The following is a 26,823-nucleotide window of genomic DNA, read 5'->3' on the forward strand; positions in this document are numbered from 1 at the left end:
TAAGCCATTCTCCTTAGAAGCTGAATACACGCGTCTCTTCAGACGTCATCTGTTTGGCAATGGCAGGCGGTGTCGCCACCCCAACACCTTCTCGCAGGGCTGCTTTGTCATGACCGCCATTGGGCAGATAAAGCGCACACACGTTTACATTGGCACCACCTTTCTGCAGCTTCATCAGCAACTGTTCAGGGGTCACATCACGTGGCTTGAGGGGTTCATTGGCGGTTTCGCTGAGGGCCAGGTCCCCTGCCTTGTCGCACAACAGTACATCAACTTGAGTACCCTGCTGCTGCATGGCGTTGCCCAGCACCATCGCCATGCCCTGAGTCTGCAGCGACCCACTGTTGACCAGAATCAGCGCCTTTTCGACCTGTTGGCCGTCAGCCTGAGCCGCCAGCGGAGCCATCAAACTGGCCCCCAACAGCAATGCGGTAAGTTTGCCTGCTTTCATGAATACCACCTTTGTTATGCAATTTAAGAATATAGTTCTTTTAAATGCGAATAATCTAATTAACAAGGCAAACTACACCACTCCCCCGCCACTGTAAAGCCGATTCCCTCCGCCCGAGCCGGTTAAAGGTCAAACTGTTATGCGACAGCCAACGTACTACAATGCACAGGCTTATGATTAAACAGAAAACTTTCCTGCAGGAACAATGATGATACCGACAATGCTCAACATGGACTTCAGTCAGCACGTTGTGATTGAAACAGCCAACATGGATTGGATCACCAGCCCTGCGGCGGGGGTGTTGCGCAAGCCCCTGGAACGGGAAGCCAAAGAGTCCGGCCACACCACCAGTATTGTGCAGTATCTGCCCGACTCCGCGTTTGCAAGCCACCCTCACCCGCTGGGTGAAGAAATTCTGGTACTGGAGGGTGTGTTTTCAGACGAGAGTGGGGACTACCCGGCCGGCAGTTACATCCGAAATCCACCCGGTAGCCAACACGCACCCTTCAGCCGACAGGGATGCACGCTGTTCGTGAAACTGAATCACTTTAGCCCGAACGATCTGGCACAGGTACGTATCGACACCCAGAGTGCACCATGGCAGCCGGGACAGGGAGGGCTTGAGGTGATGCCGCTGCACCACTTCGAAACCGAGCATACCGCACTGGTTCGATGGCCAGCCGGCGAACGCTTTCAGCCCCATCGTCATTTTGGCGGAGAAGAAATTCTGGTGCTGTCCGGTGAGTTTCGGGATGAGCACGGCGTATATCCCGCCGGCACCTGGCTACGTAGCCCGCACTTGAGCGAACATTTCCCATGGGTTGAGCAGGAAACCGTGATATTTGTGAAAACAGGCCATTTACCACTGAACTCACAATCTCAATTACCGGATACGGATCTTTGACCGTTTGACGTTATGGCTGGGTGTCAGCAGTTCAAGCTCGGCCCCCAAATCTTCCAGCTCATCATAACCTTCCAGCCGTAGTACCTCTCCCTCCTGAGTCGTCATCTGGATCTGCTCCAGATGATAACTACGGTATTTGAGGCGCAGGTCGAGAATATGACTGATATCGACCTTAATTCGGTTATCACCCTGAACCAGGGTGAGGGTTTTCGCCTGATTATCCAGCTCGATTTCTGGGTACGCCGTGCGCCCCTGTCGTACATGCTGAAACAGCTTGATGAAATAGGCCGAGCAGGCCGCTATACCCAAAGCCGGAACCAAGAAATCAGCCACTGCCGATGCCTGAAACAGATAGTAGATACTGATCACAACGGCAATTACGAGCCCGAGCATCCAGAGCAGATGGCGGGCTGTTTGGGTCCGGTAATATCGGGTTGAAATGCGGTACGACAACACGGGTTACTACTCTTGATGACTGACAGAAACCGGGAGTGTAGAGATGACCGACCGGGATGGGAATCCCTTGACTATACTCAGGCAGTATTCTCCTTCTCCGCTGCACGACGCAGCACCGTATCCAGCCACCGGGCCGGCAACACGCGCCGGAGATACCCCAGCAAATAGGTGGGAAAGGTCACATAGTACCGCGCCCTGGGCGACCGAGCGGTCAACGCGGACTGCAGCGCCTTGAACACGGCTTCCGGCGGAAGAGTAAAGGCTGAGCCCTCCTGCTCACCCGCTTCCAGCCGATTCAGAACGCCCCGGTAGGTATCCGCATGTGCACTGTGCGCGGTATCAATGTTGCGCTTGAAGGCGACCAGGGCATTTTCCCGGAAGGCACTGGTGATGGGCCCCGGTTCAATCAGTGAAATATGAATACCACTGCCATGCAGTTCCTGACGGTAGGTATCGGTGATCCCTTCCAGAGCAAACTTGGAGGCGTTATAGGCGCCACGGTACTTCATCGCGACCAGCCCCAGAACCGACGAATTCATGACAATTCGCCCCCTCTGTTGCCGACGCATTACGGGAATCACGAGGTTCGTCAGCTCAACCCAGCCAAACAGGTTGGTTTCGAACTGGGCTCGTAATACCTCACGGCTCAAATCCTCAACGGCCCCGGGCTGGCCGTAGGCACCGTTATTGAACAGCACATCCAGACGGCCGTCCGTCAACATCATGGCCTGCTCAAACCCGGCCCGAACAGACTCAGATGAATCCAGATCCAGCACGAAGCTTTCCAGGCCCAGTGCCTCCAGCGAGGCAATATCTTCCGAGCTGCGGACCGTTGCCAGTACGCGCCATCCCGCTTTTTTCAGTTCAAGCGCACAGTGACGCCCTATACCGGTTGAGCAACCGGTAACCAGAATCGTTTTCTCCACGTATATTCCTTCAATATTCCTCGCGGGCGGTCAGTGCCCGCCTTCCTCACTGCCATAACGCTGTACCACCCAATAGGCCACACTCATGGCAACCACTATCAGTGCCATGCCCCAGAGGTATTCAGCCGGCGTGGTATCCAGGTCAAGAATAATCACCTTTCGGGCAATGGCCATCAGAGCGGTCGCAATGACGATTTTGACATGGATAACGTTGTCACGCAGATAGATCGTGATATTGATAAAGATTTCGATGGCGATCAGTACCGCCATAAAGGCACCAAAGGTGGCCAGCATGTCGGAAATGGTGAGGATGTATTTGGGAGCGGCCAGCAGCTTCTCATATAGCGTCCAGCCCACGTCAACAACGCCCATAATGATCACGAAAACCATCAAAATGGCCAACAGCCGAACAGACCACTTGATCAGCCGATTAAGGAAATCCATTAACCGGGCATCATTGTCTTTATAATCCATTTCTGACTCCTGATCGGTTGAGCAGGCTGAAAATCATACTGAACGAAAAAGGGCCGGATAGCTACTGCTATCCGGCCCAGGGGGTGTCAATTAGCAGCTGGGTCAGGCCGCTACGTTGCGAAGATGCGGCGGCGTATGGGGTGACTGAGGCGCCGCGCTCTCTTCCACCCTGAACAGGTGGTAGGCCTCTGGCCCGAAGGGGTCCAGCGCCGTATCCATGTATTCATAATGCATCGCCACCGGCTTTCCGGTCATGGTAACCTTGAAGCTCGCATCGACGTAAGGAACGTCGGCCCTCAGCGGCTCTTCAGCCCAGAGGAACAAGCCTTTTTCAGCCACCAGATACTCGAAGCGTACAATGCGGAAACCTTCACGCAGGCGCAGTGTGGTCAGTGAATCGGACGCATCCAGATGGTATTTGTGAATTGCTTTCATGGCCGTGGCCCTCTTCTGATTGCTTACGGATTCATATTGGCCAAGCATCACGAAAGAAAAAAGCAGATTTATTCGTCTCTCTCATCAGATTTAATCTGATGGTCTTGGGTACCACGGGCACAAATAGCCTCAACAGCGGGGTTATGGATTCGACTTGAGCGCGTCACGGCGAACAAGCGATCCTGAACTGCCTCCACCTCACCCAAACATTCCACTTCGTACTGACGGCAGACTTCATCGGCAATCATGGCAGGCGCTGCAAACACGCCCATACCATGATGACCAAACACCTTGATCAACGCACTGTCATCCACTTGGCCCCGGACTGAGACTCGAATCCCCTGATCATTGAACCACTGCATCAACTGACTGACATGCGGCGCATCCACGGCATTCACCAGAAACGGCTGCCCCTCAAGGTTTGCTGGAAAAGGTCCTTTTAACGTATTGGCCAATTGGGGCGCAGCAAACAGCATCATCGAAGAACTGCCCAACTCATGCAGACGAAAGCCCGAATCATGCGCCAACACCGGCGGGTGGTCCGTAAGCACCACATCCAGATGACGCTTGCCCAGATCGGACAACAGATACCGTGTGCGCCCCGTTTCACACACCACATTCACTTCACGCTCCAGCTGCAGCGCAGGCTCCAGCAGGCGCCAGGCAATAAGCTTGTGAATGGATGCGGAAACGCCCACAGCCAAGCGCATAGGGCGTGATTCCAGCGGTACCTCCATAGCCTGCTCAAGCGCTTCAGCCGCTTCAAATATCTCATCGGCATGGGACTGAACCCTGAGCCCCAGATCCGTTAAGCGCAACCCCCGGCCCTCTCGACGAAACAGAAGCCCACCCATTTCGCTTTCAAGCGCAGCGACCTGGCTACTCAGCGTTTGCGGTGTCAACTCCAGGATCTGGCCAGCACGCGCCATACTGCCTTCTCGGGCCACAACCCAAAAGTGATACAGGTGCCGGAAGTTCAGTCTATTCAACATGGCAGAGCTCAATTCTTGACTGTCAGGGTTAGAGTCTACCTCAACCTCAGTCACACAAAACCTCATTCAGAGTGCAGAACCCAAAAACGCCACCCGAAGGTGGCGTGTCGTGGTACGACCGAATCAGGATTTTTTATCAGTATCCAGATAGAACACCGGCAGAATCATCGCCAAGGCGAGGATATTTTTAATCCTGGTTGCCAATGCGTTTTCCTCTAAACCTGAGTGGTGTCGATCAAGTCCAGCCAACGGTTAACCAGCGTGCGGGCAAAGTCCGTCTGCGCCGTTTGGTACTGCGTAAAGTCCTGTTGTGCCTGTGCGATAAGTTCCGCTATGTGAGCTTGATCCTGGGCAGGATCGCCAAGCAACTCGCGGCGGTTCCAGGTATCCACGATCTCCGGCGTCACTTCAAAGTGGCATTGGAAGGCATAGATCAGATCGCCCAGACGATAGGCCTGATTTTTGACCGCCTTACCGCTCATCAGTAACGTAGCACCTTCAGGCAGGTCAAACGTGTCCGAATGCATTTCGAACAGCTTCGGCTGTAACTCAGTTCCTTTCAACAGCGGGTCGTCTTGCCCCGCTTCAGTCAGTTGCAATGACGTAAAACCGTACTCCAGAAAGCCCTGTGGCTTAACTGCCGCACCAAAGGCATAGGCAATTGACTGACACCCCAGACAAGATCCCAGCACCGGCTTGCGAGCGGAAGCGAACCGACGAATCAGATCAGCCAAGTCATCGAAATAGGGCTGAAGCAACGGGTCATGGACACTGACCTCACCACCAAAGACGATCAGGCCATCAAACGCGTCAATATCCAGCGGCAGCACATCACCCTTGCGGCGATAAAACCAGTGCAGGGTTCCCCCACGCTCTGCGACGACTTCGCCTATACGACCCGATTCTGCGGGCCCGTTCATCCCGCTAGCCATAATGGCGACAATTCTCATCAGACGACTCCTTTCTCCAGATACTCGTCAAGACCCGGTGTGCGATAACCGTCTTCGCGGTAGGTGATCGGGAAATAGCCTTCATCGACTTCGTTGGAGCCCAACTTCTTGTACTTGCCATAGATCGGGCCATTTCCGATGCTTATCCGTTCCGGATTGAACTGAATATCATGCTGGAAGAAGTGTGCTGCCAATGCGCGTCTCGGCACATCAGCCTTATTGACCCGAGAACCATGCCAGAGCCAGCCATCGTGGAAAGCACCGCCTCCCGGAGGCACAACAATCGGTACCAATTCCAGCTCAAAACCATGGATTTTGGCCCACTCTCGCACCTCTTTCAGGTCATCTTCGGGGCCATGAAATTGCATGATCGGTTTGGCTTCACCCCATTTGTGTGACCCTTTGATATACACCAGCGTGCCACCATCAGCCGTCGTCTTATCCAGCGCTACCCAGCAGCTTACCAACTCAGGCTTGTCGATCCAGAGCGAGTACATACTGTCCTGATGGAAGTCGATTGAGCGACCGTTCACCGGCTTCCACAACAGATTGTCGATCATCAGCCGGACACCATCCCATCCGCCCAGCTCTGCACATGCCTTGCCGAGATTCTCGGACAGGATGTGGCGGGCAACGGAAAGGTCTGATTTCCACGCATTACAGATCTGCTTGGTAAAGGGCGGCTCACCCAGTGGCAGATTCACTTCATCCGGTTTGATGCCCGTTTGATAGTGTCCTTCAAAAACCCCTTCAAAATTTTCCAGAATCTCGGCAGCGGCTTCCGGTTCAATGATCTTGTCGACGATCAGGAACCCGTCTTCACGAAATTGGGCGATCTGCGCTTGAGTCAGTGTGATCATGTTGGATGCTCCAATCAGTAAAAAGTCAGATAGCGGTTGATTTCCCACTCGGAAACGGCGCGATGGTATTCATGCCACTCTTGCCGCTTCAATCGCAGGAAACTGTCGATCAGACGTTCGCCCAACGCTTCGGCAAGAAAGGTATCTTCAGCCAGTGCTTTCAAGGCTTCATTCAGGTTTTCAGGCAAGCGGGCAACACCAAGTTCATCTACCTGCTCGGGAGTCAGGTCGTAGAAGTTGATGGAATGAGCTTCTGGGACCTCAAGCTCACGATCAATCCCATCCAAACCGGCCGCTATGATGGCAGCCGTAGCCAGGTAGGGGTTCATGCTGCTATCGCCGATACGCACTTCAATCCGACCATAGGGAATACGCAGCATGGCGGAGCGGTTGTTATCGCCATACGCGATGAAAACGGGTGCCCAGCTTGGGCTTTGCGGTGTGCCCGTGATCAGGCGCTTGTATGAGTTGACCGACGGACACAGCAATGCAGCCAGTGCTGGCGCGTGTTCCATGACACCGGCGATGAACTGATAGGCCGTTTTCGATAGCCCCATGCCGCTGGGATCATTAGCATCATGGAAAATGTTATTGTCGGCTTCATCCACCAGCGAGCAATGTACGTGCATGCCATTACCGGTGGTGGTGGCGGATAGCTTGGGCAGGAAACTGCAAATCGCCCCCAAATCATTGGCAACCTCTTTCGCCGCCATTTTGAAGAACTGCATGTTGTCCGCCGACTGCAACGCTTCATCGTATTTAAAGTTGAGCTCAAACTGGCCGTTGGCATCCTCATGGTCAATCTGATAGACATCAAGCCCTATCACCGTCAGCGCGTCGTACAGCCCTTCAAGGAATGCGGCGTTGCGAGTCAACCCTTGATAGTCATACGTTGGCCTGTCGAGGGTATCAGTGGAATCAAACGGAACCACTCTGCCCTCCTGATCTCGCTTGAGCAGATAGAACTCCGGTTCAAGACCGGTCATGAAACGCAGGCCACGCGCTTTCAAGCGTGCGGTCTGTGCCGCCAATACATTGCGCGGGTCCAGCGGATAAGGCGCATCGCCAACCATACCGGTACCACGAATACAGGCGTAACCGGGCAACCAGGGCAACAATGCCAACGTGGACAGGTCAGCGACCATCATGAATTCAGGGTCTTGCGGTGTCATATCGAAACCGAGAATTGGACCACCGGCAAAACCTGCACCGGTTTCAGACAGACCTTTCAGGCAATGGACAGGAACCGCTTTGCTCTTGATGCCGCCATGCAGGTCGACAAACTGAGCCAATATATATTTGACGTTATGACGCTCCAGAAAAAGACAGGCTTCGTCAAGCGCGTTCTCTGGTGGGCAAACCCATACAGAAGGCAGAACATTTGACATCTGTGACATGGAAACCATCCTCGTAAGTGTTGGACGGTTTCAGTATCTCAGAGGGGGTGGGAAAAGCAGTTGACCGCAGAAACTGAAGTTTTGACTTCTGGCGCCATTTCGTTGGCACCGGATATCAAAGAGGGAAATTACCGCACCCGCCAGTCACTGGGACTCATGTTTTTCCAGCGGATGAAGGCACGAGTGAACGCGCTGACCTCAGAGTAACCCAGACGGTAGGCCACTTCGGAAATGCTGAGGCGCTCATAGCCAAGGTAACAAATGGCCAGCTCCTCACGCACTTCATCGATAACCCCCTTGAACGACTGTTGTTCCGCTGACAGCAGACGTTGCAGCGTGCGCGATGACAGGTTGAGCCGGCTGGCGACCCGATCCAGGCTGACCTCTCCACTGGGCAACAGCTCGATAATTTCACTCTTGGTGCGCTGCACCGTGCTCAGATTCTGTTGCACCACACCAGCCAACTCCAGAATGGAGCCACGCGTAACATTGTTCAGCATTGCATTTGCATCAGGCATCGGCTGATTCAGACAGGACTCACGGAACAAGATCAAATTGCTCTCTTGCCGAAACCGAATATCACACTGAAACGCTTCACGATGCTGCCCCGCATCAACCAGCGCCGGATGTTGAAAGTGTACTTCGAGCGGTGACCACTGATCTCCCATGGCACGGCGCAGTACATTATTGAGCATGCCTACTGTCAATTCAGCATCTTGACGCCGATCCATGATATCGCCATACAACAGACGATATTCAAGCTGGCAGATGCCATTCCTGACTGTCATTTGAAGCAGACTGTTACGCTGAAATACCGGAAAGTACTCCTGCATGCTGTGGATAGCCGCCCGCAAGTCTGGCGAGGTGATCGCATGAAAACCGAACAGCCCCAGCCCTTCAGGGTCGAACTGCTCACCGAACCAGAGCCCAAAATGCTCGTTATGGGTAGAGCGCGCAGCCTCATGCATGGAGTTACAATAATGTTTCAGTGGAATGTGGCGATTAGGCTTCTCATAGAGGCCGGATTTCAAGCCAGAGCGTGCCAGAACTTCTGCACTGTGTCCGCCCTGTGCCTCAATGAACTCTTCCAATCCCAGCGTGACGGATGCCAGCACACTAGAGGGTACATGGTTGCTGGCAGGGCCTCGTTTGGTATTCAACAACATGATGCAGACCCTGATCTGTTATTCGTACACAGAACGGATGCAACAAGCAGGCCATTGCAGAGCATAGTCCGGTAACAGACACCGCAACGGGTTCCATGACAACATGAAACCGTCCGATTCCGCCCCCGGGTGGGGCACGCCTGAACACCCTGCCACAAATCAGGGCGTGCCCTCTTCAAGCGTTATCAACGCCACCAATCGAAACAGCGAAGGCATCAGTACCATTGTCATGGACCCTGCCAGTGGCGGCGCATTTTATCTAACCGAGGGAACATCGCAGACTGTAACCGTATCAGTGACTGGCGCGCCCACAAATGATATCTCTATTGATGTAAGTATCGCCGGGGCCGAAGCAACGGTGACGCCCGCAACGGTAATCCTTACCGCTGGTAATGGCTACGAGGCAACGTTCAATGTAACAGCAGTTGATGATACGAACATAGACGGTGATCAGCCATTTACCGTGGTGGTAGACCCGGCTGTCAGCGCTGATCCCAGTTATTCCGGACAGAATTTGAGTGATATCAATGGCGTGGCCCTTGATAACGATGTGGCCGCGCCACCGCCAGCACCAGCACAGGTAACACCTGTTCCGACCTTGCCCCTTTTCGGCATACTCGCTCTGAGTGGCCTGCTTGGCCTGTTTGGCATGTTTGGAATGCGCAAGACCAAGGCGTAATAGACCAGTGCAACCATGAAGCCCGGCAGCACATCTGCCGGGCTTTTGTCCCGTCGTGTAACCCCTCACTGAAAGAGCGAGTGCTCTCGTACCAGTCACAGCAACTGTGCAGCCAGAACCCTGGCGCACTATTGGTCAAATTGTCTGTCGCGTAATGTCGGCAGCATGCAGCCGTATCAGGTCTTGCTGACCTTGAACCAGAGCGCGTACAACGCAGGTACAAACAGCAGGGTAATCAGCGTACCCACCGCCACGCCACCGATCAGTACATAGGCCAGAGGCCCCCAGAACAGATCCAGCGTCAGCGGGATGAAGGCCAGCATTGCAGCCAGTGCTGTCAGAATCACGGGGCGTGCCCGCTGCACCGCTGCTTCAATGACGGCGTCACGCACCGCCATGCCGGTGTCGAAATTGTCCTGCACCTGCTGGGTCAGAATCATGGTGTTGCGCATCAGAATCCCCCCAAGGCCGATCAGACCCAGCAGCGCCGTAAAGCCAAATGGCTGCTGGAACAGGAGCAGTGCTGCCACGGCTCCCACCAGCCCAAGCGGAGCCGTAGCCACCACCATGAAAGTGCCCGAGAAGGAGCGCATCTGCAGCATGATGAAGATCAGCATCAGCGCCAGCATCACCGGCTGCAACTTCTGAATGGAGGCATCCGCCTTGCCGGACTGCTCAACAGAACCTCCGATGTCGATGTGATAGCCCGGTGGCAGCCCGGCCCGCAGCTGTGCCATCTGCTGCCAGATGGCCTGGGTCACATCCGGTGCCTGTGCCCCCTGCACGTCTGCCTGCACCGCCAGGAAAGGCTCTCGGTTGTAGCGCTTGATCACCGGATCTTCATAGCGGATTTCAAGCTCACCCAGCTGCTGCAGCGACAACTTTCGGCCTTCTGCAGTCTTGATTTCGAGCGCTTCCGGCAGCAAAACACCATCACGCGCACTGCGCGCCACCACCTGCACACTGCGGATATCCTGCCGTACCTCGGTAACAGCAAGTCCATTCAGCTGCAACTGAAGCTGTCTCGCCACCTCGTTCGGCGTCAGCCCCATCAGGCGCAGGCGTTCAGGGTCCATATTCAGATGGTAACTCGGTGCCCGCTCGTCCCACTCCAGGTGCGGAATCACGGTATTGGGGTGTGCTTCCATCCGTTCACGTATCTGATGTGCAATACGTCGCAACTCATTGGCATCGGGCCCCATAACGCGAAAGCTGACAGGCCAGACCACGGGCGGTCCAAACAGCAGTCGTGTCACCCGCACCCGCGCCTCGGAGAACTCGCCTGCGGCAATATGCCGATCCAGCTCAGCCATAATGCGATCACGGGCCGCGGCATCCTCCCCTATCGCAATGATTTTGGCGAAGGCAGGGTCAGGCTGTTCGGGATTGGCCGAAATAAAGAACCGAGGGGCACCGGCTCCCACATAGGCCGAAAGGCTTTTGACCTCTTCCATCTGTGACAGAATCGCTTCCAGCTTGCGCACGGTTGCATCCGTTGTGCCGATGGCACTGCCCTGTGGCAGGTAGACCGAAACCAGTACCTCCGGGCGGTCCGAACTGGGGAAGAACTGCTTCTGTACCTGTGTAGCCATGCCGATCACACTCAGTACAAGCACGCCTATCGTTGCGGCCACCACCGTCTTGCGAAAGCGTACACAGGCGCCAATCAAGGCACGCAGACGACGATACAGTGCCGTTTGATACAGATCACCGGGGGTGTGCTGATGATAGTCCGGCAGCAGCTTTACACCCAGATAGGGCGTAAAGGTCACTGCGACTAGCCAGGAGATCAACAGCGCGAATGCCAGCACCCAAAAAATATTGCCCGCATACTCGCCCACGCCGGACTGGGCAAAACCGATCGGCACAAACCCCACCACCGTAACCAGGGTGCCAAACAGCATCGGTGCCGCCGTGACATTCCAGGCATGGCTGGCTGCCTGTACGCGGTCCCAGCCTTCCTCCATCTTCACGATCATCATCTCGATCGCGATGATCGCATCATCCACCAGCAGTCCCAGTGCGATGATCAATGCCCCCAGTGTGATGCGGTCAAGATTGATGCCGGCCATTTTCATCAACAGGAACGTCAGGCCGATGGTGACCGGAATCGCGATCCCGACCACAAGGCCGGCACGAAAACCGATCGCCAGAATACTCACTGCCATCACTACCAGAACCGCGGCCAGAAACTTGACCTGAAACAGGTTGACTGCCTGACTGATCGCCTCGGTTTGATTGGTCAGCATCTGCAACGACATGCCCAGAGGCAAGCGCGACTGCTCGTCTGCGATGAAGGCTTCAAGACGCTCACCAAATTCGAGCCCGTTCTGACCGGATTGCATCACGACACCCAGCAAAATGGCGTCCTTACCATTGGCTCGTACCAGATAGCTCGGTGGATCTTCATACCCTCGTCGCACTTCAGCCAAGTCAGACAGCTTGATGAGCTGCCCTCCTACTCTCAGCGGCACCGCCGCCAACTGTTCAGGGTCGGCCAGGTCCGCCTCAATGCGTAGATAGGCTCGCGGACCGTCCAGATCCACAAACCCCGAGGCCACCATCCTGTTGCTGGCTTCGATGGCAGCAAATATCTGCTCTGGGGTCAGGCCGAGATTGTTGAGCCGATTCATGTCAAATTCGATATATACACGCTCAGGGCGTTCACCCAGCACCAGCGCCTTTTGCAGACCCGGCAGACGCTGCAAACGATCACGAATCGACTCGGCTTCACGTGTCAGTTCGCGCATCGGCATGCCCGGGGCCGTCAGGGCGATCAGCGAGAAGTACACATCCGAAAAATCATCATTCACAATGGGGCCGATCACACCGGCGGGCAGGCTGGCGGCCTCATCCTGCATCCGCTTGCGCACTTCATAAAACAGATCGGGTACCACCTCGCTGGGCGAAAAATCTTCAAACTCCACCTGCAGGTCCGCACGTCCCGGACGTACAGTGGTTTCAGCCTTGTTCAGATATTCCACTTCCTGAATGCGCTTCTCCAGTCGATCAACGACCTGATTCTGCAGCTCTTGCGGGGTTGCTCCGGGCCAAACCACCGACACCACCATCACGCGAACGGTGAAGGCAGGATCTTCAGCCCGCCCCAGTGACAGGAATGCATACACACCGGCACACACGGACAGAATGATGAAAAACAGCGTGACGGAGCGCTCACGTACCGCAAGCGCCGACAGGTTGGGAAAGCTCATTGTGCCTGCTCCCTCACATCCATTCCCGGCGTCAACAGATGGGTGCCCAAGGCAATAATGCGGCTGCCCTCGACCAGTGAAGCGCGAATTCTGGCCTGCTCGCTTTCCAGTGACAGAACCTCAACCGGAACAGGCTGTGCCTTGCCCTCCAACACCTGCCACACCTGCGGGCCGCCGCTGCGCTCATCCAACGCCCCCAGCGGCACACTCAGCGTGACACCCTGCTGATCCTGGTTCAGCAGTACCTGCACCACCGTACCCAGGCTCAGGGCGTCAGAAGGCTGTTCAATGCGGTAACGCGCACGCCAACTGCGGCTTTGCGGGTCCGCCGCACCGGCAACCTCACGTAAGCTCAGTGGTAGCATCCTGTCTTCCAGTTGCAGCTTGCCACCTTCGGGGGGACGCACACCTTCGGCAAGATATACCTCAACCTCCAGTGGACCATCTTCAACCAGCACCGCCAATGGCTGCCCCACGGCCACCACCTGGCCCGGCTCTGCACTGACCTCGGTCAGCACACCCGACCTGTCAGCTGCAAGTTTGGCGTAACCAAGGCCGTTGTGCGCCTGTGCCAGCACCGCCAGTGCGGCATCACGATGGCTTTCCGCTTCACGCAAAGCCAGCTCAAAACGATCCAGTGTCTGCCGGCTTACAAAATCACGTTCAACCAGTTGCTGTTGACGCTTTAACTCGCTGCGGGCAATCGCCAAAGCCGCTTCAGCGGTTTTGACCTCGGCTTCCGCCACTCGAACCGTTGCCATCAGGTCGCGTGTATCAAGCTGAAACAGCAGCTGCCCGGCCACCACTCGCTGCCCAGCATCGACATGGCGTTCCAGAATGCGACCGGGGACCTGAAACGAGACAGGAATTTCATGGCGCCCCTTAACCGTACCCGACAGTTTCAACCACGCACTGTCATGACTCTGCACTGCCACTGTTCTGACCCAGGGAGCCGGTGTCGTCTCTGGCGAAGCGGATTTGTCACCGCTGCACCCGACCAGCAGCAGAGAAAGCAGAATCAGAGGAAGTGTCAGTCGCATGGCAATATACCCGATGGTCGCGTCGATTCAGTTGACCCAATCGTAAAATATTAGAGACAACAAATATATATTCGCAACGTATTGAATACTGGCTGGTTACTCAAGCGGGGTGTTGAAACGAGTATCACTGCGGACCACTGTCTGCCCCACCGGAGCCAGCGCAATCATCGCTAGTTTGAGGTGCTGAATGCCGAAAGGAATGCCAATGATGGTGATAAAGCAGGCCAGTGCCGACATTAAATGACCAATTGCCAGCCATATACCGGCGAAAATGAACCAGATGATGTTGCCAATCAGCCCCAAAACCCCAGTGCCAATATCGTCACGACCCGTCAAGTCGCGACGGTTGACCGGTTCCTTGCCGAACGGGAAAAAGGCAAAACTGCCTATTACGAAGCATGAACGCGCCCAAGGGATACCCACAATGGTGATTAACGCCAGCAAGCCGGCCAGCCACCAGGCCAACCCCATCAGCACACCACCCAACACGAACCAGAGAATATTACCCAGTACACGCAGCATTTGAATGATCCCTCACATATGCAAATAAAGTTCGAGCCATTGTTCCACTATTTATCCAGTAGAGCGAGAGGCAAGACAAGGGATGTTCTCTCCCTTAATACATACAAAAAAGCCGAGCCCCTCACGGGGCCCGGCTTTTTACGGGTAAGCCAGAGATTACTTGGCTTTCTTGAGCAGTTTTTTCAGACCTTTCAGCTTGCCTTCGTGCTTGGCAATTTTGGCCTTGCGTGCCTTGATCTCTTTCTTAACAGCTTTGGTCTTTACTTTGTTCGCCATGGTCGTTCTCTCCATCTAATGAGCAGACTATTTCTGTAGCGAAGCATGTTCGGCTACGAAGCTGCGAATAAAACGTCGAATTTCACGTGCTGCACTGGTATCCAGTTCATCACAAAGCGCGACAAACTGATCGCGATCTTCATTATTAATCCGGATAACCAGCTGGCTGTTTTTGGGCCTGCTTTTCTTTTTAACACTCATTAAAAGCCCCCCCCAAAGCTGCCTGCAGCGACTATCGACTGACAATCATATGTATATACAAAGCAAACCATAGCAGCTGACAGCGACAGGGTCAAACCGCCATAACAAGAGGCAGACCTATTCACATCTTTGCTAAACTGGTGACCAGCTTAAACGTGCAACCGCATTCAAATCATCGAGGTCGGCCGAAACATCCGATCTAAGGGGAACAATAATGAAGCACGACGACACGCTGGTGCAGCAACTGAACAGGGTACTGACGCTCGAGCTTACATCCATCAACCAGTATTTCCTGCATGCTCGCATCTTCAGGAACTGGGGATTGGAACGGCTAAATCACAAGGCCTACAAGAAATCGATTCTTGACATGAAGCAGGCCGACCGGTTGATTGAGCGCATTCTGTTTCTGGAAGGGCTACCCAACCTGCAGCACCTGGAGCGCCTGCGCATCGGTGAAGATACCGAAGAGATGCTGCAGGGGGACCTGAGCCTTGAGACTGACCAGATTGCGCTGCTGCGTGATGTGATCGCCCAGTGCGAAGCCGGTGGTGATTATGTCAGCCGCAAGATGCTGGTCGACATTCTGGAAGAAGAAGAGGAACACCTGGACTGGATTGAAACCCAGCAGCATCTGATCCGCGAAGTAGGTATTCAGAACTACCTGCAATCGGCCATTGAGGAGGATTGATTATGCAAGGCAAGCAAAATGTCATTGACGCACTGAACAAGCTACTGGCCGGCGAACTGGCCGCCATGGATCAGTATTTTATCCATTCGGAAATGTATGCCGACTGGGGGTTCAACAAGCTCTATGAGCGCATCGCGCACGAGTTTGATGATGAAAAGGGTCACGCCAAATTGATGATTGAGCGCATATTGTTCCTGGGTGGCACACCGGACCTGGTAACACGCGAGCCCATTCATGTCGGCAAAACCGTCCCGGAAATGCTGCAGAATGACCTGAACACCGAATATCAGGTCGTGCATAACCTTAAACAGGTCATTGCGCTGTGTGAACAGGAACAGGATTACCAGACCCGAGAAATGCTGCGTCAGCAACTGGCCGATACCGAGGAAGACCATGCCTACTGGCTCGAAAAGCAGCTGGGGCTAATCAACCGTGTTGGCCTGCAGAACTACCTGCAGTCACAGATGTAATTTTGGGGACCGACCTCCAAGCGCGGTCGGTCATCCCCTCTGTTTTAACATCCGGCCCACAGTGTGTGATCGAAGAGGGAGCTAGCATTATAGGTCTCGGTAAATCCACCGAAGCTCTTCAGAACCGTCCGACAGGCGCTGCCAATCAACAAGAGACCCTGTATTGATTCAACGATGCTGATCTGCTTGAGTTTAAACATGGGAAATGGCGGTCAGGGAGGGACACTGTATAGATGACCAGTATTCAAGCCCTTACGTTCCGCTCGTAGACACCTGCAACGACACGATGTCCATGTAAAATGTCACTCTAGACCCTCAACGGCAGTTGGTCAACCAGTATACCATTCAAACAGCTTGCAAAGGTGCCGACTCAGTGGGCATCAACCTCTGTATCATAGCCTTAGCGTTTATGCGCCAAAATCCGTTGATACTAATGGTGGGCCTCTGGCACTCCCCTCGGAAAGATATGCATAGCATGATAAAACCAAAACAAGGCAAAGCTGTAAAAAACGATTGGTTAGAACAGAACAGATCGATGAATTCTGTATACTTGTCAGACTTACATTAACTGTGAAATCTGCACGCCCATTAATGACTAAAGAATTATCAACTTTACTCGTTTTAGTATCAGATTCTTCATGCGAACCATTATCCCAATTCCATATGACCTTTTGACCTGTAATGACACATCTGATACCAACTATTTCATTTCTTGATATTCCATTACAAGAAATTATTTTAATCTTTATCGGTTCTATTTTAGTTGAAAGCCCTATAAAAAAATTATATTTCTTGATAGAGGTTAATTCTTTTGATGATAAAAGATCGTATATCTCCCTGAAAACCCCATCTTTATTATAAAGACTCTGCCTTTTACTAATCAAAATATCAAAGTAACTATTCAGTTGGCTTGATTTAAAAAGTTTTCGGATTATCGCTTGGCGCTGCCATGAAGGTCGGCAAACGTCCTTCGAACAACAGTGTCAACGCCTCGGAACCACTCAGGTTTTGCTTGCGCGCCGTCGACAGATAGCTGCGCACACGACAGAAGATCTGTGCCCCATCCATCGAGCGGAAGCAGCCAGAGATCTTCTGCTGCACCTTGAGCATACGGATATCACGCTCGCCTTGGTTGTTCGTAAAGGGGACCGCCGGATCGTCCAGAAAGCGCAAAACATCTGCCTCATAGTCGCGCAACCGCTCCAGCAGGTTGCGCGCCCGAGAGCGTTTGAGCCGACCACGCTTGCCCTGCCGTTGGTTTTCATCCGGTGGCGGACACTCGTCTTCCGCTTTTTTGAGGCATTGCCGGTAGGCCTTTCGCCACCCTTCTGCCTTTTCAGGCGGCAGGCTGCCGCCCGCACTCTTAACGGCATCCTCCATGGTGCACAACAGGGTTTGCATGCGCTGCGCCCAGGTCTGTTTGTCCTGCTCCCAGGCGCGCTGAAGCTCGCGCAGATGGTGGGCATTACAGAGCGCATGCCGGCACTGATAGCGGTAGTACGGTTTCCAGTGGTCATGACAAAGCACGCCGTGGAAGCGCGGCAGGATACCGATGGCCTCCATCGCCTCGTGACCCCGGTGAGCATGGGGCGCCAGCCAGGTCAGGTCATCATTCGAGGCGCAATGCAGCCAGCGGCGTTGGCCACCGATGTTGATGCTGGTTTCATCGGCGTGAATCAGCACCGACTCGGCCAGACGGTCCTTAACCCAGTGCTCGAAGCCCTCAGCTTTGTCGAAAGCGTCTTGGTTGAAGTTGAACAGCGACCCTGCGCTGAGCGGGATACCAACCTGATCCTCAAAGTATTCGCGGACACGTTCGTAGGGCAGCAGCTGGTACTGCGACAGATACACCGCATGCGCTTTCAAGCGGGGACCATACTGCACCGGACGATCAACACCGGCCGGGAATGGCGCTGTGACGCGTTGCCCCTGTTCGTTCTCCAGGATCTCGGCCTGGTACTCGGTCACGAAGCGGCTGATATCCAGATCGAAGACCTGACGCTTTTCATAGCCGACCACGCGGAATGCGCTGCCCTTAGGCAGGGTGCGCCGGTCGACCTTCACGGTCTTGATCGCATCCGGCTCCTCGACCCGTTGCAGCGTCTTGCCAATACGGCCAGGCTGTCCGCCCGGTTTACGCTCACCTTTACTGCGGCTCTTCTTGGGCCGGTTCGGATCCTGGGAGGGCGGCGTACTGCTGTTGGTACTGTTCGTGTTGAGCCGGCCGGTCATCATCTGGATCAGCACCATCATCATCTCAATGGCTGCGCGCAGAGATGGCGAGAGTGTCTTGTCGTCCTGGAGCTGTTGTCTGACGTTCGCCAAGATGGCGTCGACATCCATATTGCTGATCTTCATGAGCCTGAGTATCGTCGATTGATGGCCTATTATCGCACGACTTTTTCAGGTCAAATTTTTCGCTTTGTGTGCGGATCTGAGCAACTTTTACATTGCTCCCACGCTCCGAGACATAGAGCTCCGCCAGACGCCACAGAGTGGCGGTACGGCACCTTGAGGCAGGCTTTAAAGCGAAATACCGACTGTCACTGGACTGGGAGATATTTTGACAAAAAACCTGTCAAGAACTTTTTGCAGGAACTTGAGCTGAATAGTTACATATCAAATAGAGCTGTCTTTAGATTCTTTCCGAAGATCTCAAACGAACGTGAAGCACAGCCATTAAATTTACTTAATGCAGCATCAGAATTCTCATCTGCGACATCTCTAGATAGATAACTGATTACTTTATTGTGATCCTTTTCATACCCCTCTTCTGACGTCTTAAATTGATGGAAACCAACTGGCTCACTCTTTAGTGAAGCATGCAAGGCTTTCTTGATCTCAGCCTCGTAAGAGGCATCATAAAAAATAGCCGCATGTAGGTGAGGGATTCCATTTTCATGTAGCTGTATGACTTTGAAGCCAAATCCTTTATTCTTATATTTTCTTCTAAGGGTTGAAGTAAACTTTTTAAATGCCTTGTTTAAAATCCTCACTATCTCAGCAGTACTAATAAGGCCAGACTCATGGTGTTCTTTGAGAGCCGTAATAGTTATTAGTGCACATCTGAAACCAAGACTATATGCCAAAGCATTCAACACGTATGCATCACACCAATACTTTGCCTTCTTTACATCGTAATACGATTTTTTATTAGAGCCCGCATGTCTTGCTCTATAAGATTCACGTCTATTAATAGATGACTTATAGTAACTTCTGTTCTTGGGGGATACATGATTTGAGATGGAGGTGTTTTTTGAGTGAATTGCTTTAAAATGAATATCATGAGCGACGCCACTTATGCGAACTAGTATAGACCTAACCTGCCTTTCAGAATGAACAAGTTTATCTTTAATTGGAAAATCAAAGATTCTTTCTGAAAACTCGATCTTTTCGATCGCAGCAGATCGTTCACTTGTGGGTAGCGCCATTATTCTAACGATCATTAAATTGATAAAGTCGTCCGAATATGGCGAAATGTAGTCTCTATCCATGAGGTAGCAATTCCAAAAAACATTTTTTCAATCCGTTGTGATATTATAATCACAATATTATTTTGAAATAAATATATATTTTAGCTAGAATAAAACTAGTATCATTAATCGTTCATTTTATGATGCCATTAAAAATAAGAAATATTGGTATCATAAAAATAGCGTTATTATTTATGAAACCTTTAATTTAATGATAATGGTTTTTATGACACCAATCAGGGAGGATTTAAAATGAGTAGAGTTTTTGCTTATTGTCGTGTAAGCACTACAGAACAAAATACAAGAAACCAAGTCCAAGCAATCATTCAAGCTGGACATGAAGTAGAAGATCATCGTGTTATAGAGGAAACAATTTCAGGTTCGGTCGAAGCCATGAAAAGGCCAAAGTTTTCATCTTTAGTTAATCATAAGCTTGAGTCTGGTGATATACTTATCGTATTAAAGCTAGACAGATTAGGTCGTGATAATATTGATGTACAGAAAACAATAAATATGTTGATGTCTCGTAATATACAAGTTATTTCATTAGATTTACCTTCGAAAGACCTAACATCAGCAGAAGGTAAACTAATCTTACAAATGTTTACAGCATTTTCCGAGTTCGAAAGAAATAGGATAATAGAACGCACAAAGCATGGATTAGAAAGAGCTAAGCGTGAAGGAAAAAAGCTCGGTAGACCAGTTGCAAAAACTACAGCCATAGCCATTCAGAAATTAAAAAAAGAGGGGCTCAGTCAAAGCCAAGTATCTATTGAATCGGGGTTTAGTTTATCAACTGTCAAGCGACACTGGAATAAATAAATCCGAGCGTGCTTTGCCTTTTTGATCGTATTGAAAAAGCAAAGCACGTTAATGAAATGGATTGTAATAATTTAAAATCCATTTCATTAATTGAATTAACCATATTGATCAATACAGCCAATCAAATTATTTTCGTATACTTGCTTGGGGTAATTTTGATATTGCTTCACCAGCACCTCTGTAAAGAGGTAACCCCAAAAGATTTTCAGTTTCACAATGAGTTGGTTGTGGGTACTGAAAGTAATGTAAATTTTTAGCTGCCACAAAAAATAACCTGCGCCTTTTTTGAGGCACACCATAATCAGCAGCCATAAGCTCTCGGTGTGTCACCTCATACCCAATATCCTCAAAAGATTTATAAATCTCTTCGATCATGTTGGCACTTTTTACCTGCGCCAAACCATAAACATTTTCCATTACAACAATTTCTGGCTGAAGTGCATCAACATGCCTAATATAATCTCTATAGAGTACTCCAAGTGGGTCTTTGGTTGCCTTTTGTTTACCTGCAACACTAAATGGCTGACATGGAGGCCCACCAATGATAACGTCAGGTTTTTTCCCAATAACCTGAACGACTGTTTTAGGATCTAGTTTTGTGATATCTTCTCGATGAAAATTCCACTCTGGGCGATTATACTTGACTGTAGCTTCAGCCCATTTTTCTATATCGGTTGCAAACTCTGTTTTAAATTGAACTAAGTTATCAGATGCTTGCTCAAAACCTAAATCCAAACCTCCAGCGCCCGTGAAATAAGAAGCAATGCTTATTTCTCCACCTTTATTCAAACGTTCAAAGTATTTAGCAACCTCCTTTGCTAAGGCTCTTGCAAGCCCAACCGGTACTGCATTACCTATCTGTTTTTGTACTTGTCCAAGTGTGCCTTTAAACTCATAGTCAATAGGAAAATCCTGTAATACTGCTGCTTCTCTAGGTGTAATATATCTATCTTCTTCTGGGTGCACAAACTTATTAAATATATATGCAGTTATAGTGAGTGACGGCTTATCTTTTTCAAGCCGCAATAGACGCATATTTGGACCGCCAGTTTTTTTTTCGCCCTTGCGCACAAAACTCTCATGTTGAAGGTGCTCTGGAAGATCTCCCATTTTCCCACCCGGTGGAAGATGCTTCATTCTTTCAAGAACTATGCCTGTGTACTCTCTAGTCTCATGATTTGGTATTTTCATAACTCAATGTCGCGTAATATAGGGTCTTCTAAGGTAATGATGAAGTCGAAAGCTCGTCGAAGATCTTCGTAAAGGATAGCTTTCTGGCCGTTCAAGTCCAAAATATCATCATCAAGCCCCCAAAACATATTGACAAATGGATCAACATATTCATCACCATGCCTGTATGCTGGAAGGTTCGATATTATAGCCGTTTTTATGAAAGGGTCACTCTTTAGTTCTGTTCCTATCTTTAAGGTTTGATATATGCCCTTCTTGATATCATCAGTACGATCCATTCCGGCACTAGTCTTACTATCACTAATCGACATTTTTTCGGGCCACCCGTCTCTTTCCTTTGCAATTTTAGGCGGGTTACCGCTAGCATTGGCTAGGTAGTACATTTTGTTACTCCGATCTTTTTCAGAGTACGCTTCTCTTGCGGATAGCCAGTCATCAATACATACTTGAATAAACTGTGAGTTTCTATCATCGATTAAAAAATCAACTAATGGTTTGAAGGGCCATAAATCGCCACCTACATTTCCTAAGCTGATAGCTCCAATTCCATGAAAAAATATTGCTGAATCACAGGCCCTCAACTGAGAATTTGTAATGATAATTTTCTCATGATGTCCTTTTAAGCAACTTTCAGGCACATTGAAAAGAAACGGGTATGTTAATAGTGGGGCTGACTTTACTTCAGCAAGAATTACCATACCGTTTTGATGTTTAATTTTTGCATCGGCAACTTCCGTTCCACCAACTGAAATTACTTCCTCAATTTGTGGGTAAAGCTTTTCAACAAATCTCAATATAATCTCACTACTCAGTTTACCTAACGCTCCAGATTGAGGTTTAACGGCTTTCTGATAAGTCCACTTATCTTTTTTGATATAACATGGAGAACAAAGGTTAATAAAACCTAGGTGAGAATTATAATTTTCGACTTCTTTACACTGCTCAATAGATTTTTCAATTCCTGATGTAGCATCAATATATGCAGATGACATGATTAAATCAAAACAAAATGATCTTATATGAGAGTCCTTATCAATAAGCCATTCTATTAACCTATCAACCTCATAACGCCATGGGTAATCAACAAGCGGTTCTCTTCCCAAAATATCTTCTAATTTAACTTCCATTTTATCCTCAGCTTTAATTGATCTGCGAAACACTTTGTTTTTGAGCTCAAAAACTTATTTTATTAATGATCTATAATTCATGATATGGATATCTTCAAACCACTCCCCTGAATATAATAACCATACTTTAAGGGGTACTGACAAAAATAAATTAATAGTGTTTATAAATATCTAGTCTATAGCTTCCAGAACCCAGCCCACCAAAAATATTTCGCCAAAACTCCCTATCTTCAAAAGAAATTTTGATTGCTAATTGCATTCTTTTAGATATAGAGAATCTGGTTAATTTAATCTTCACAAAACATGAGCCTCACATCGTTAGCCAGCCCCCCCCTTATCAAGCCAAATCAGTAGCTCATTTTTGATGATGGTGATGTGGCTAGTGAGCACGATTGATGCTGGCTTAAACGCAGACTATCCATGCGCTCATTCAATTCCTCTTCCAGCCTGCCAACAGGCAGATTCATATCTATGATCTTCTGAATGTACTCAAAATGGGCTTCTAAGGCACCCTTTTCCTTCAAGGAAGGGTAATCTTCAACCGACACAGAAAGCACCTTCTGAAGGGCATTTAAAGCCCCAACAGCGTGATCATGCTGCTTCTTCACCGCATCATCACGATCAATGCGTGCACTGAGACTATCGACCTCCTTCTTCAGCCCTGCGATCTGCTTCTGAAACTTGGCCTCTGCCTTCCGTTCGATTCGCTGACGGATACCAAGCCATCCGAGTACCTTACCAAACATACCATCGTACTTGGATAGTTCACGTACACGCTCATCCAGCGCCGACTTGACCTGTTCGGTCTGTGCCTTCAGCTCCGATGCCTGACGGGCTTCTTCGGCTGCCTGCTGTTTCAGCGCCTCAGCCTGCTGACGTTCCTGTTCAGCCTGCACCCTCTCCTGCTCCGACTTCTTGCGTTGATGCTTGGCTTCCTGCTGTGACGCATCAACAATGACCTGCGCCTGCATGGCGGCATCAGCTAGATCATTCTCAATTTTGGATTGAACCTCATCCGCCAAGCGCTTTGAATGTGCCAGCGCATCGGCTTGGGCTTGCTCCTTTTGCCACTGAGCACGGGTCAACCGGCGCCGCCCCGGCCCCAGTCTTGCCTGTCCGTGGTGCATAGCGACTTCATGATGGTATCGATCCTGAAACCTGCGCATCTCACGGATGTAGGCATCATTGCCTGCTTTCTTGCCATGTGCCGACCGGTCATTGCCCTGTGCCCGCCTGCGGGCCTGCTCGCCTTTATGGTTGACCTCGAAGTCTTCAGTGGGGTCGGTGTTGCCGATCAGGATATGAATATGCGGGTGTGTTTCATCCCAGTGCAGGGCCGCAACCCTCACCAGATCCGGAAACTCAGCCTGCGCGAACATGATCACATCTTCGGCCCAGTCCCTGACATCATCAATCATGCGCTGACGATCAGGCTCGGGCAGTGCGTGTATATCATTTAATGACGTAGGGTGACTGGCAATCAGGCCGATGCCGACATTGGCGTCTTTACGCAGCTTGCGCTTTTTACCGCCGTGATTAACACGACTCTCATCAGCCGCCGAAACGAGCTGACGGGCAGCATCCACGAAGGAGTTGCCCAACAACGTCTCAGGGGGTAGTGGATTAAGAACGTGCGGGTGACTGCCGGGTGCACGGTCAGCCTCTTCCGCAATCGAGATCAGACTGCGCTTCTTCTCATTGCCATTGCGAGCGTATGCTTCATAATGAATAAATTGATATCCAGCCATATTGAATTCCTTTTCATCTTTTCAAGTCCTTGTTTTGTTTAAAATAAAGATTTGGTCAAAGACCAAGTGACCGACTATGTCTTATGAAAAATCTCCGATTTTCATAAGACGTCGGCCATGGGGGCAAGCCCCCTTGGAGCCCCCAAAAGCAGTATCATGCCACTTTAGCTCTCCATGCTTCGTACCGCTGCTTATGGCCGCCACCGTGCAGGTAGCTATCGGCACGGGCAATACGCCACTTCATGACCTCAAAGTCATCGAAGCTGGCTGCCCGAACCAAGCGCTCCACTTCATCGGAATAGCGGATCTGATTGATGGCCCCAGCCTTGATGCCAATCTGATAGCCCTCTCCGTAATGTGCGGTTGAAGTGTCGTGATCATGCCCAAGTATGCTGGCTGACAGTGGCTCAGATTTTGTGCGTACATCCAGTACATTACGCAGCATATCTGTGAAAGTGTGGCGGTAGCTGTGGAATACCTTGCCTTGGCAGTTTTCCATCCCGAGACACAGATGTTTGTAGCCAACCACCATATCCTCTACATATGTGCCATCCGGTAGTTTTTTCTTTTTCGGCTCACCGTTAAACCAGCGACCAAGATCACGCGCCCACTTTGAACGGCCATCAGGCTTCAAGCCCTCAAACAACTTCTCGTTAACAGGGTCATCCGACTCACTCAAGCGCCGTTTGACGTAATCAAGAAACCCGATTTCGATCAGCGTATCGTGGATAGGAATATCCCGGAACGCATTCTTGTTTTTCAGCTCCTGTGTCGGATGATCAGCACAGACTTTGATATACGGGTGGTTGAACACACGACCGTGCCAGCGAACCCCATCAAGCTTGATATCAGTGATGTGCAGCTGGCAAATTTCATTGATGCGCATACCGGTATACATCGCGATCAACGGCGCCCAGTAATGCGCATCTGTCAAATTTCGCTTTGTGCCTTGATAGTTGCATTGGTAAACATACCCATTCAGCAGGCTGATCAGTTCTTCATCGCTGTAAGGGAGGCGGGTACTTTCCCGCTCTGCCTCGACTTGAGTGCCTGTACGGCCTTTCTTCTTGTAGATTTTCATCAACGCAGCAGGGTTGGAAGGCAGAATCTCCAACAAGCAGGCATGATTGAGCACGTCTCTGAGCCGGTCAAAACATTCTGATGCCGTATCAGGCTTGAGCTTGGGCACCTTAGGGTCTGCGATCAAATCATCCAATGAGCGGTGTTTCCTGTAGCCCGTCCGACGATTTAACGGATAACACAAGAGAGTATTCTTGATGTCTTGTACACGTAGAGGCGTCATTGCAGAGACCGGTGTATCGGCCCCTGCTATTTCCACCACACTTTGCAAATACCCCGTATATTTATCATAAGTAGCACTACCACACTCAAACCGCTTATCACGCACGGCTTGAGCAAAATAATCATCCACCAAATCCTGAAAAGCCATATCTTTATGCAGAGTGTCTGCGCGGTTAGATGATATCTTATTATTTTGATGTGCTATTTCTTCCCCCTGTAAAGGAACCGCTTTTAATTCAGATATTGAATCTTTTGATTGACCTTCAAAATGATCATCCAGATCAGGGGCTGCGCCCTGATTATTCACTTCAGCCTCGTCAGGATCAGTGATATCAGACTGAGCGGCATCAGCCAAAGGCTCGGTGGCATCAGGGGATTCAGTCTGTCGTGCAATGATATGATCCCATGCCTCATCGGGCATATCGGGAACAGGCTCACAGTACCCATCAATACATCCAGCATGCATAAAATCGTTGCCGTAGACGGGCTGTGGGGGTGTGAAGGGCTGCCGCGAGGTCAGGGTTGGGCAATCGACAGTGGACAGACCATGCACGCGGCTATAGTGCTTTTCGCGCACGCGCAGCATGGCAAGGGCTTCAATGCTGTCCTCAATACGTTCCGAATTAAATAAGGTGATGCCGCCATCGGGGTGAAAATGTGTGATCTGTTCCATGATCATGTAAAAATCCTTTTTTACTAAAGGCTGCGCAGAGCATTTCCTTTCTCCTGAGTTTTCTGATATATTTTGATCGTCCAAACGCCCTTCCAGAACGTCTTTTAAAGACACATCAAAACCTAACCCAGCATAATATCCATACCTCAAGAAAATATCAATAACTTTGTGGATTAAATTCAGGTTTTGATAGGTTTTTAATTTAGCATCCGCATGGTTTCGTGTTTTAAGCGAAAAACGAATATCGCGCCCCAACCCCGGAAACTGTTCCCGAACCGCAAGCGGCAAGACGTAACGGATGTAATAGATACCGGAGGATTTTCGGAAGGTATGAGGAATCTGTGCTGGCATGATCGACCCGCTCCGAGTGTCACCGTTAAGTGTCACA

At 50.7% G+C, this 26,823-nt stretch carries 25 protein-coding genes; 5 read left to right on the forward strand and 20 right to left on the reverse strand.

Annotated features, from left to right (window positions below):
* Window positions 1–13: 13 nt before the first annotated feature.
* Window positions 14–451, reverse strand: coding sequence for a DsrE family protein (locus CFI10_RS12445; protein ID WP_206834866.1), 438 nt, complete (start codon window positions 449–451; stop codon window positions 14–16).
* A 205-nt stretch (window positions 452–656) separates the two neighbouring features.
* Between CFI10_RS12445 and CFI10_RS12450 the strand changes: the two genes are divergently transcribed.
* Window positions 657–1,355, forward strand: a complete 699-nt coding sequence (locus tag CFI10_RS12450) for a cupin domain-containing protein (protein ID WP_425270397.1) — start codon at window positions 657–659, stop codon at window positions 1,353–1,355.
* Here CFI10_RS12450 and CFI10_RS12455 read toward each other — a convergent pair.
* The 9 genes from CFI10_RS12455 to qhpR form a co-directional block, all read right to left on the reverse strand.
* A complete protein-coding gene (locus CFI10_RS12455) occupies window positions 1,335–1,748 on the reverse strand; it encodes a hypothetical protein (protein ID WP_206834869.1) in 414 nt (137 codons plus the stop codon). The genes CFI10_RS12450 and CFI10_RS12455 overlap by 21 nt on opposite strands.
* A gap of 140 nt (window positions 1,749–1,888) precedes the next feature.
* Window positions 1,889–2,737: an SDR family oxidoreductase gene (locus tag CFI10_RS12460; protein WP_206834871.1), complete on the reverse strand. Its 849-nt coding sequence runs from the start codon at window positions 2,735–2,737 to the stop codon at window positions 1,889–1,891.
* A gap of 30 nt (window positions 2,738–2,767) precedes the next feature.
* Window positions 2,768–3,211 carry a phosphate-starvation-inducible PsiE family protein gene (locus tag CFI10_RS12465; protein ID WP_091826627.1) on the reverse strand — a complete coding sequence of 148 codons (444 nt, stop codon included), beginning with the start codon at window positions 3,209–3,211 and terminating at the stop codon, window positions 2,768–2,770.
* A gap of 102 nt (window positions 3,212–3,313) precedes the next feature.
* Window positions 3,314–3,646: a DUF7352 domain-containing protein gene (locus CFI10_RS12470; protein WP_091826629.1), complete on the reverse strand. Its 333-nt coding sequence runs from the start codon at window positions 3,644–3,646 to the stop codon at window positions 3,314–3,316.
* Window positions 3,647–3,714: 68 nt separating this feature from the next.
* Window positions 3,715–4,638 carry a LysR family transcriptional regulator gene (locus CFI10_RS12475; protein WP_206834873.1) on the reverse strand — a complete coding sequence of 308 codons (924 nt, stop codon included), beginning with the start codon at window positions 4,636–4,638 and terminating at the stop codon, window positions 3,715–3,717.
* 215 nt (window positions 4,639–4,853) lie between these two features.
* The gene (locus tag CFI10_RS12480; RefSeq protein WP_206834875.1) at window positions 4,854–5,588 is read right to left on the reverse strand and encodes a type 1 glutamine amidotransferase; all 735 of its coding nucleotides are present in this window, start codon (window positions 5,586–5,588) and stop codon (window positions 4,854–4,856) included.
* Complete coding sequence (locus CFI10_RS12485) at window positions 5,588–6,448, reverse strand: phytanoyl-CoA dioxygenase family protein (protein ID WP_206834877.1); 861 nt, start codon at window positions 6,446–6,448, stop codon at window positions 5,588–5,590. Before CFI10_RS12485 ends, CFI10_RS12480 begins: the two co-directional genes overlap by 1 nt.
* 14 nt (window positions 6,449–6,462) lie before the next feature.
* On the reverse strand, window positions 6,463–7,845 hold the full coding sequence (gene glnT, locus CFI10_RS12490; RefSeq protein ID WP_242529981.1) for a type III glutamate--ammonia ligase: 1,383 nt from the start codon (window positions 7,843–7,845) through the stop codon (window positions 6,463–6,465).
* 128 nt (window positions 7,846–7,973) lie between these two features.
* Window positions 7,974–9,011, reverse strand: coding sequence for an AraC-like transcriptional regulator QhpR (gene qhpR / locus CFI10_RS12495; protein ID WP_206834879.1), 1,038 nt, complete (start codon window positions 9,009–9,011; stop codon window positions 7,974–7,976).
* Between the two features lie 103 nt (window positions 9,012–9,114).
* Between qhpR and CFI10_RS12500 the strand changes: the two genes are divergently transcribed.
* Window positions 9,115–9,690, forward strand: a complete 576-nt coding sequence (locus tag CFI10_RS12500) for an IPTL-CTERM sorting domain-containing protein (RefSeq protein ID WP_206834882.1) — start codon at window positions 9,115–9,117, stop codon at window positions 9,688–9,690.
* 176 nt (window positions 9,691–9,866) lie between these two features.
* Here CFI10_RS12500 and CFI10_RS12505 read toward each other — a convergent pair whose 3' ends face one another.
* The 4 genes from CFI10_RS12505 to CFI10_RS12520 form a co-directional block, all read right to left on the reverse strand.
* Window positions 9,867–12,902: an efflux RND transporter permease subunit gene (locus tag CFI10_RS12505; protein ID WP_206834885.1), complete on the reverse strand. Its 3,036-nt coding sequence runs from the start codon at window positions 12,900–12,902 to the stop codon at window positions 9,867–9,869.
* Entirely contained in the window at window positions 12,899–13,942 is a 1,044-nt protein-coding gene (locus CFI10_RS12510) for an efflux RND transporter periplasmic adaptor subunit (protein ID WP_206834888.1), read from the reverse strand. The genes CFI10_RS12505 and CFI10_RS12510 overlap by 4 nt, the downstream gene beginning before the upstream one ends.
* 96 nt (window positions 13,943–14,038) lie before the next feature.
* On the reverse strand, window positions 14,039–14,464 hold the full coding sequence (locus tag CFI10_RS12515) for a YccF domain-containing protein (RefSeq protein WP_242529982.1): 426 nt from the start codon (window positions 14,462–14,464) through the stop codon (window positions 14,039–14,041).
* A 303-nt stretch (window positions 14,465–14,767) separates the two neighbouring features.
* Window positions 14,768–14,941 carry a hypothetical protein gene (locus CFI10_RS12520; protein WP_206834890.1) on the reverse strand — a complete coding sequence of 58 codons (174 nt, stop codon included), beginning with the start codon at window positions 14,939–14,941 and terminating at the stop codon, window positions 14,768–14,770.
* A gap of 214 nt (window positions 14,942–15,155) precedes the next feature.
* Here CFI10_RS12520 and bfr (CFI10_RS12525) point away from each other — a divergent pair, with 214 nt between their 5' ends.
* Both bfr (CFI10_RS12525) and bfr (CFI10_RS12530) read left to right on the forward strand, forming a co-directional pair.
* Window positions 15,156–15,629, forward strand: a complete 474-nt coding sequence (gene bfr / locus CFI10_RS12525) for a bacterioferritin (protein WP_206834902.1) — start codon at window positions 15,156–15,158, stop codon at window positions 15,627–15,629.
* A 2-nt stretch (window positions 15,630–15,631) separates the two neighbouring features.
* Window positions 15,632–16,099: a bacterioferritin gene (bfr, locus tag CFI10_RS12530; protein ID WP_091826643.1), complete on the forward strand. Its 468-nt coding sequence runs from the start codon at window positions 15,632–15,634 to the stop codon at window positions 16,097–16,099.
* 915 nt (window positions 16,100–17,014) lie between these two features.
* Here the strand turns inward: bfr (CFI10_RS12530) and tnpC are convergent.
* The gene (gene tnpC / locus CFI10_RS12535; RefSeq protein WP_206834310.1) at window positions 17,015–18,457 is read right to left on the reverse strand and encodes an IS66 family transposase; all 1,443 of its coding nucleotides are present in this window, start codon (window positions 18,455–18,457) and stop codon (window positions 17,015–17,017) included.
* A gap of 254 nt (window positions 18,458–18,711) precedes the next feature.
* On the reverse strand, window positions 18,712–19,593 hold the full coding sequence (locus CFI10_RS12540) for a hypothetical protein (protein WP_206834904.1): 882 nt from the start codon (window positions 19,591–19,593) through the stop codon (window positions 18,712–18,714).
* Between the two features lie 231 nt (window positions 19,594–19,824).
* Between CFI10_RS12540 and CFI10_RS12545 the strand changes: the two genes are divergently transcribed.
* On the forward strand, window positions 19,825–20,394 hold the full coding sequence (locus tag CFI10_RS12545) for a recombinase family protein (protein ID WP_206834907.1): 570 nt from the start codon (window positions 19,825–19,827) through the stop codon (window positions 20,392–20,394).
* A 126-nt stretch (window positions 20,395–20,520) separates the two neighbouring features.
* On the opposite strand, the gene CFI10_RS12550 is transcribed toward CFI10_RS12545, so the two are convergent.
* The 4 genes from CFI10_RS12550 to CFI10_RS12565 form a co-directional block, all read right to left on the reverse strand.
* The gene (locus CFI10_RS12550) at window positions 20,521–21,585 is read right to left on the reverse strand and encodes a DNA cytosine methyltransferase (RefSeq protein WP_206834909.1); all 1,065 of its coding nucleotides are present in this window, start codon (window positions 21,583–21,585) and stop codon (window positions 20,521–20,523) included.
* Window positions 21,582–22,712 (reverse strand): hypothetical protein, encoded by a 1,131-nt coding sequence (locus tag CFI10_RS12555; RefSeq protein ID WP_206834912.1) that lies wholly within the window; start codon window positions 22,710–22,712, stop codon window positions 21,582–21,584. The genes CFI10_RS12550 and CFI10_RS12555 overlap by 4 nt, the downstream gene beginning before the upstream one ends.
* A 347-nt stretch (window positions 22,713–23,059) precedes the next feature.
* Complete coding sequence (locus tag CFI10_RS12560; RefSeq protein ID WP_206834915.1) at window positions 23,060–24,460, reverse strand: plasmid recombination protein; 1,401 nt, start codon at window positions 24,458–24,460, stop codon at window positions 23,060–23,062.
* A 154-nt stretch (window positions 24,461–24,614) separates the two neighbouring features.
* Window positions 24,615–26,786: a site-specific integrase gene (locus tag CFI10_RS12565; protein WP_206834918.1), complete on the reverse strand. Its 2,172-nt coding sequence runs from the start codon at window positions 26,784–26,786 to the stop codon at window positions 24,615–24,617.
* Window positions 26,787–26,823: the final 37 nt, after the last annotated feature.

The organism is Marinobacterium iners, from assembly GCF_017310015.1.
Classification (GTDB): domain Bacteria; phylum Pseudomonadota; class Gammaproteobacteria; order Pseudomonadales; family Balneatricaceae; genus Marinobacterium; species Marinobacterium iners.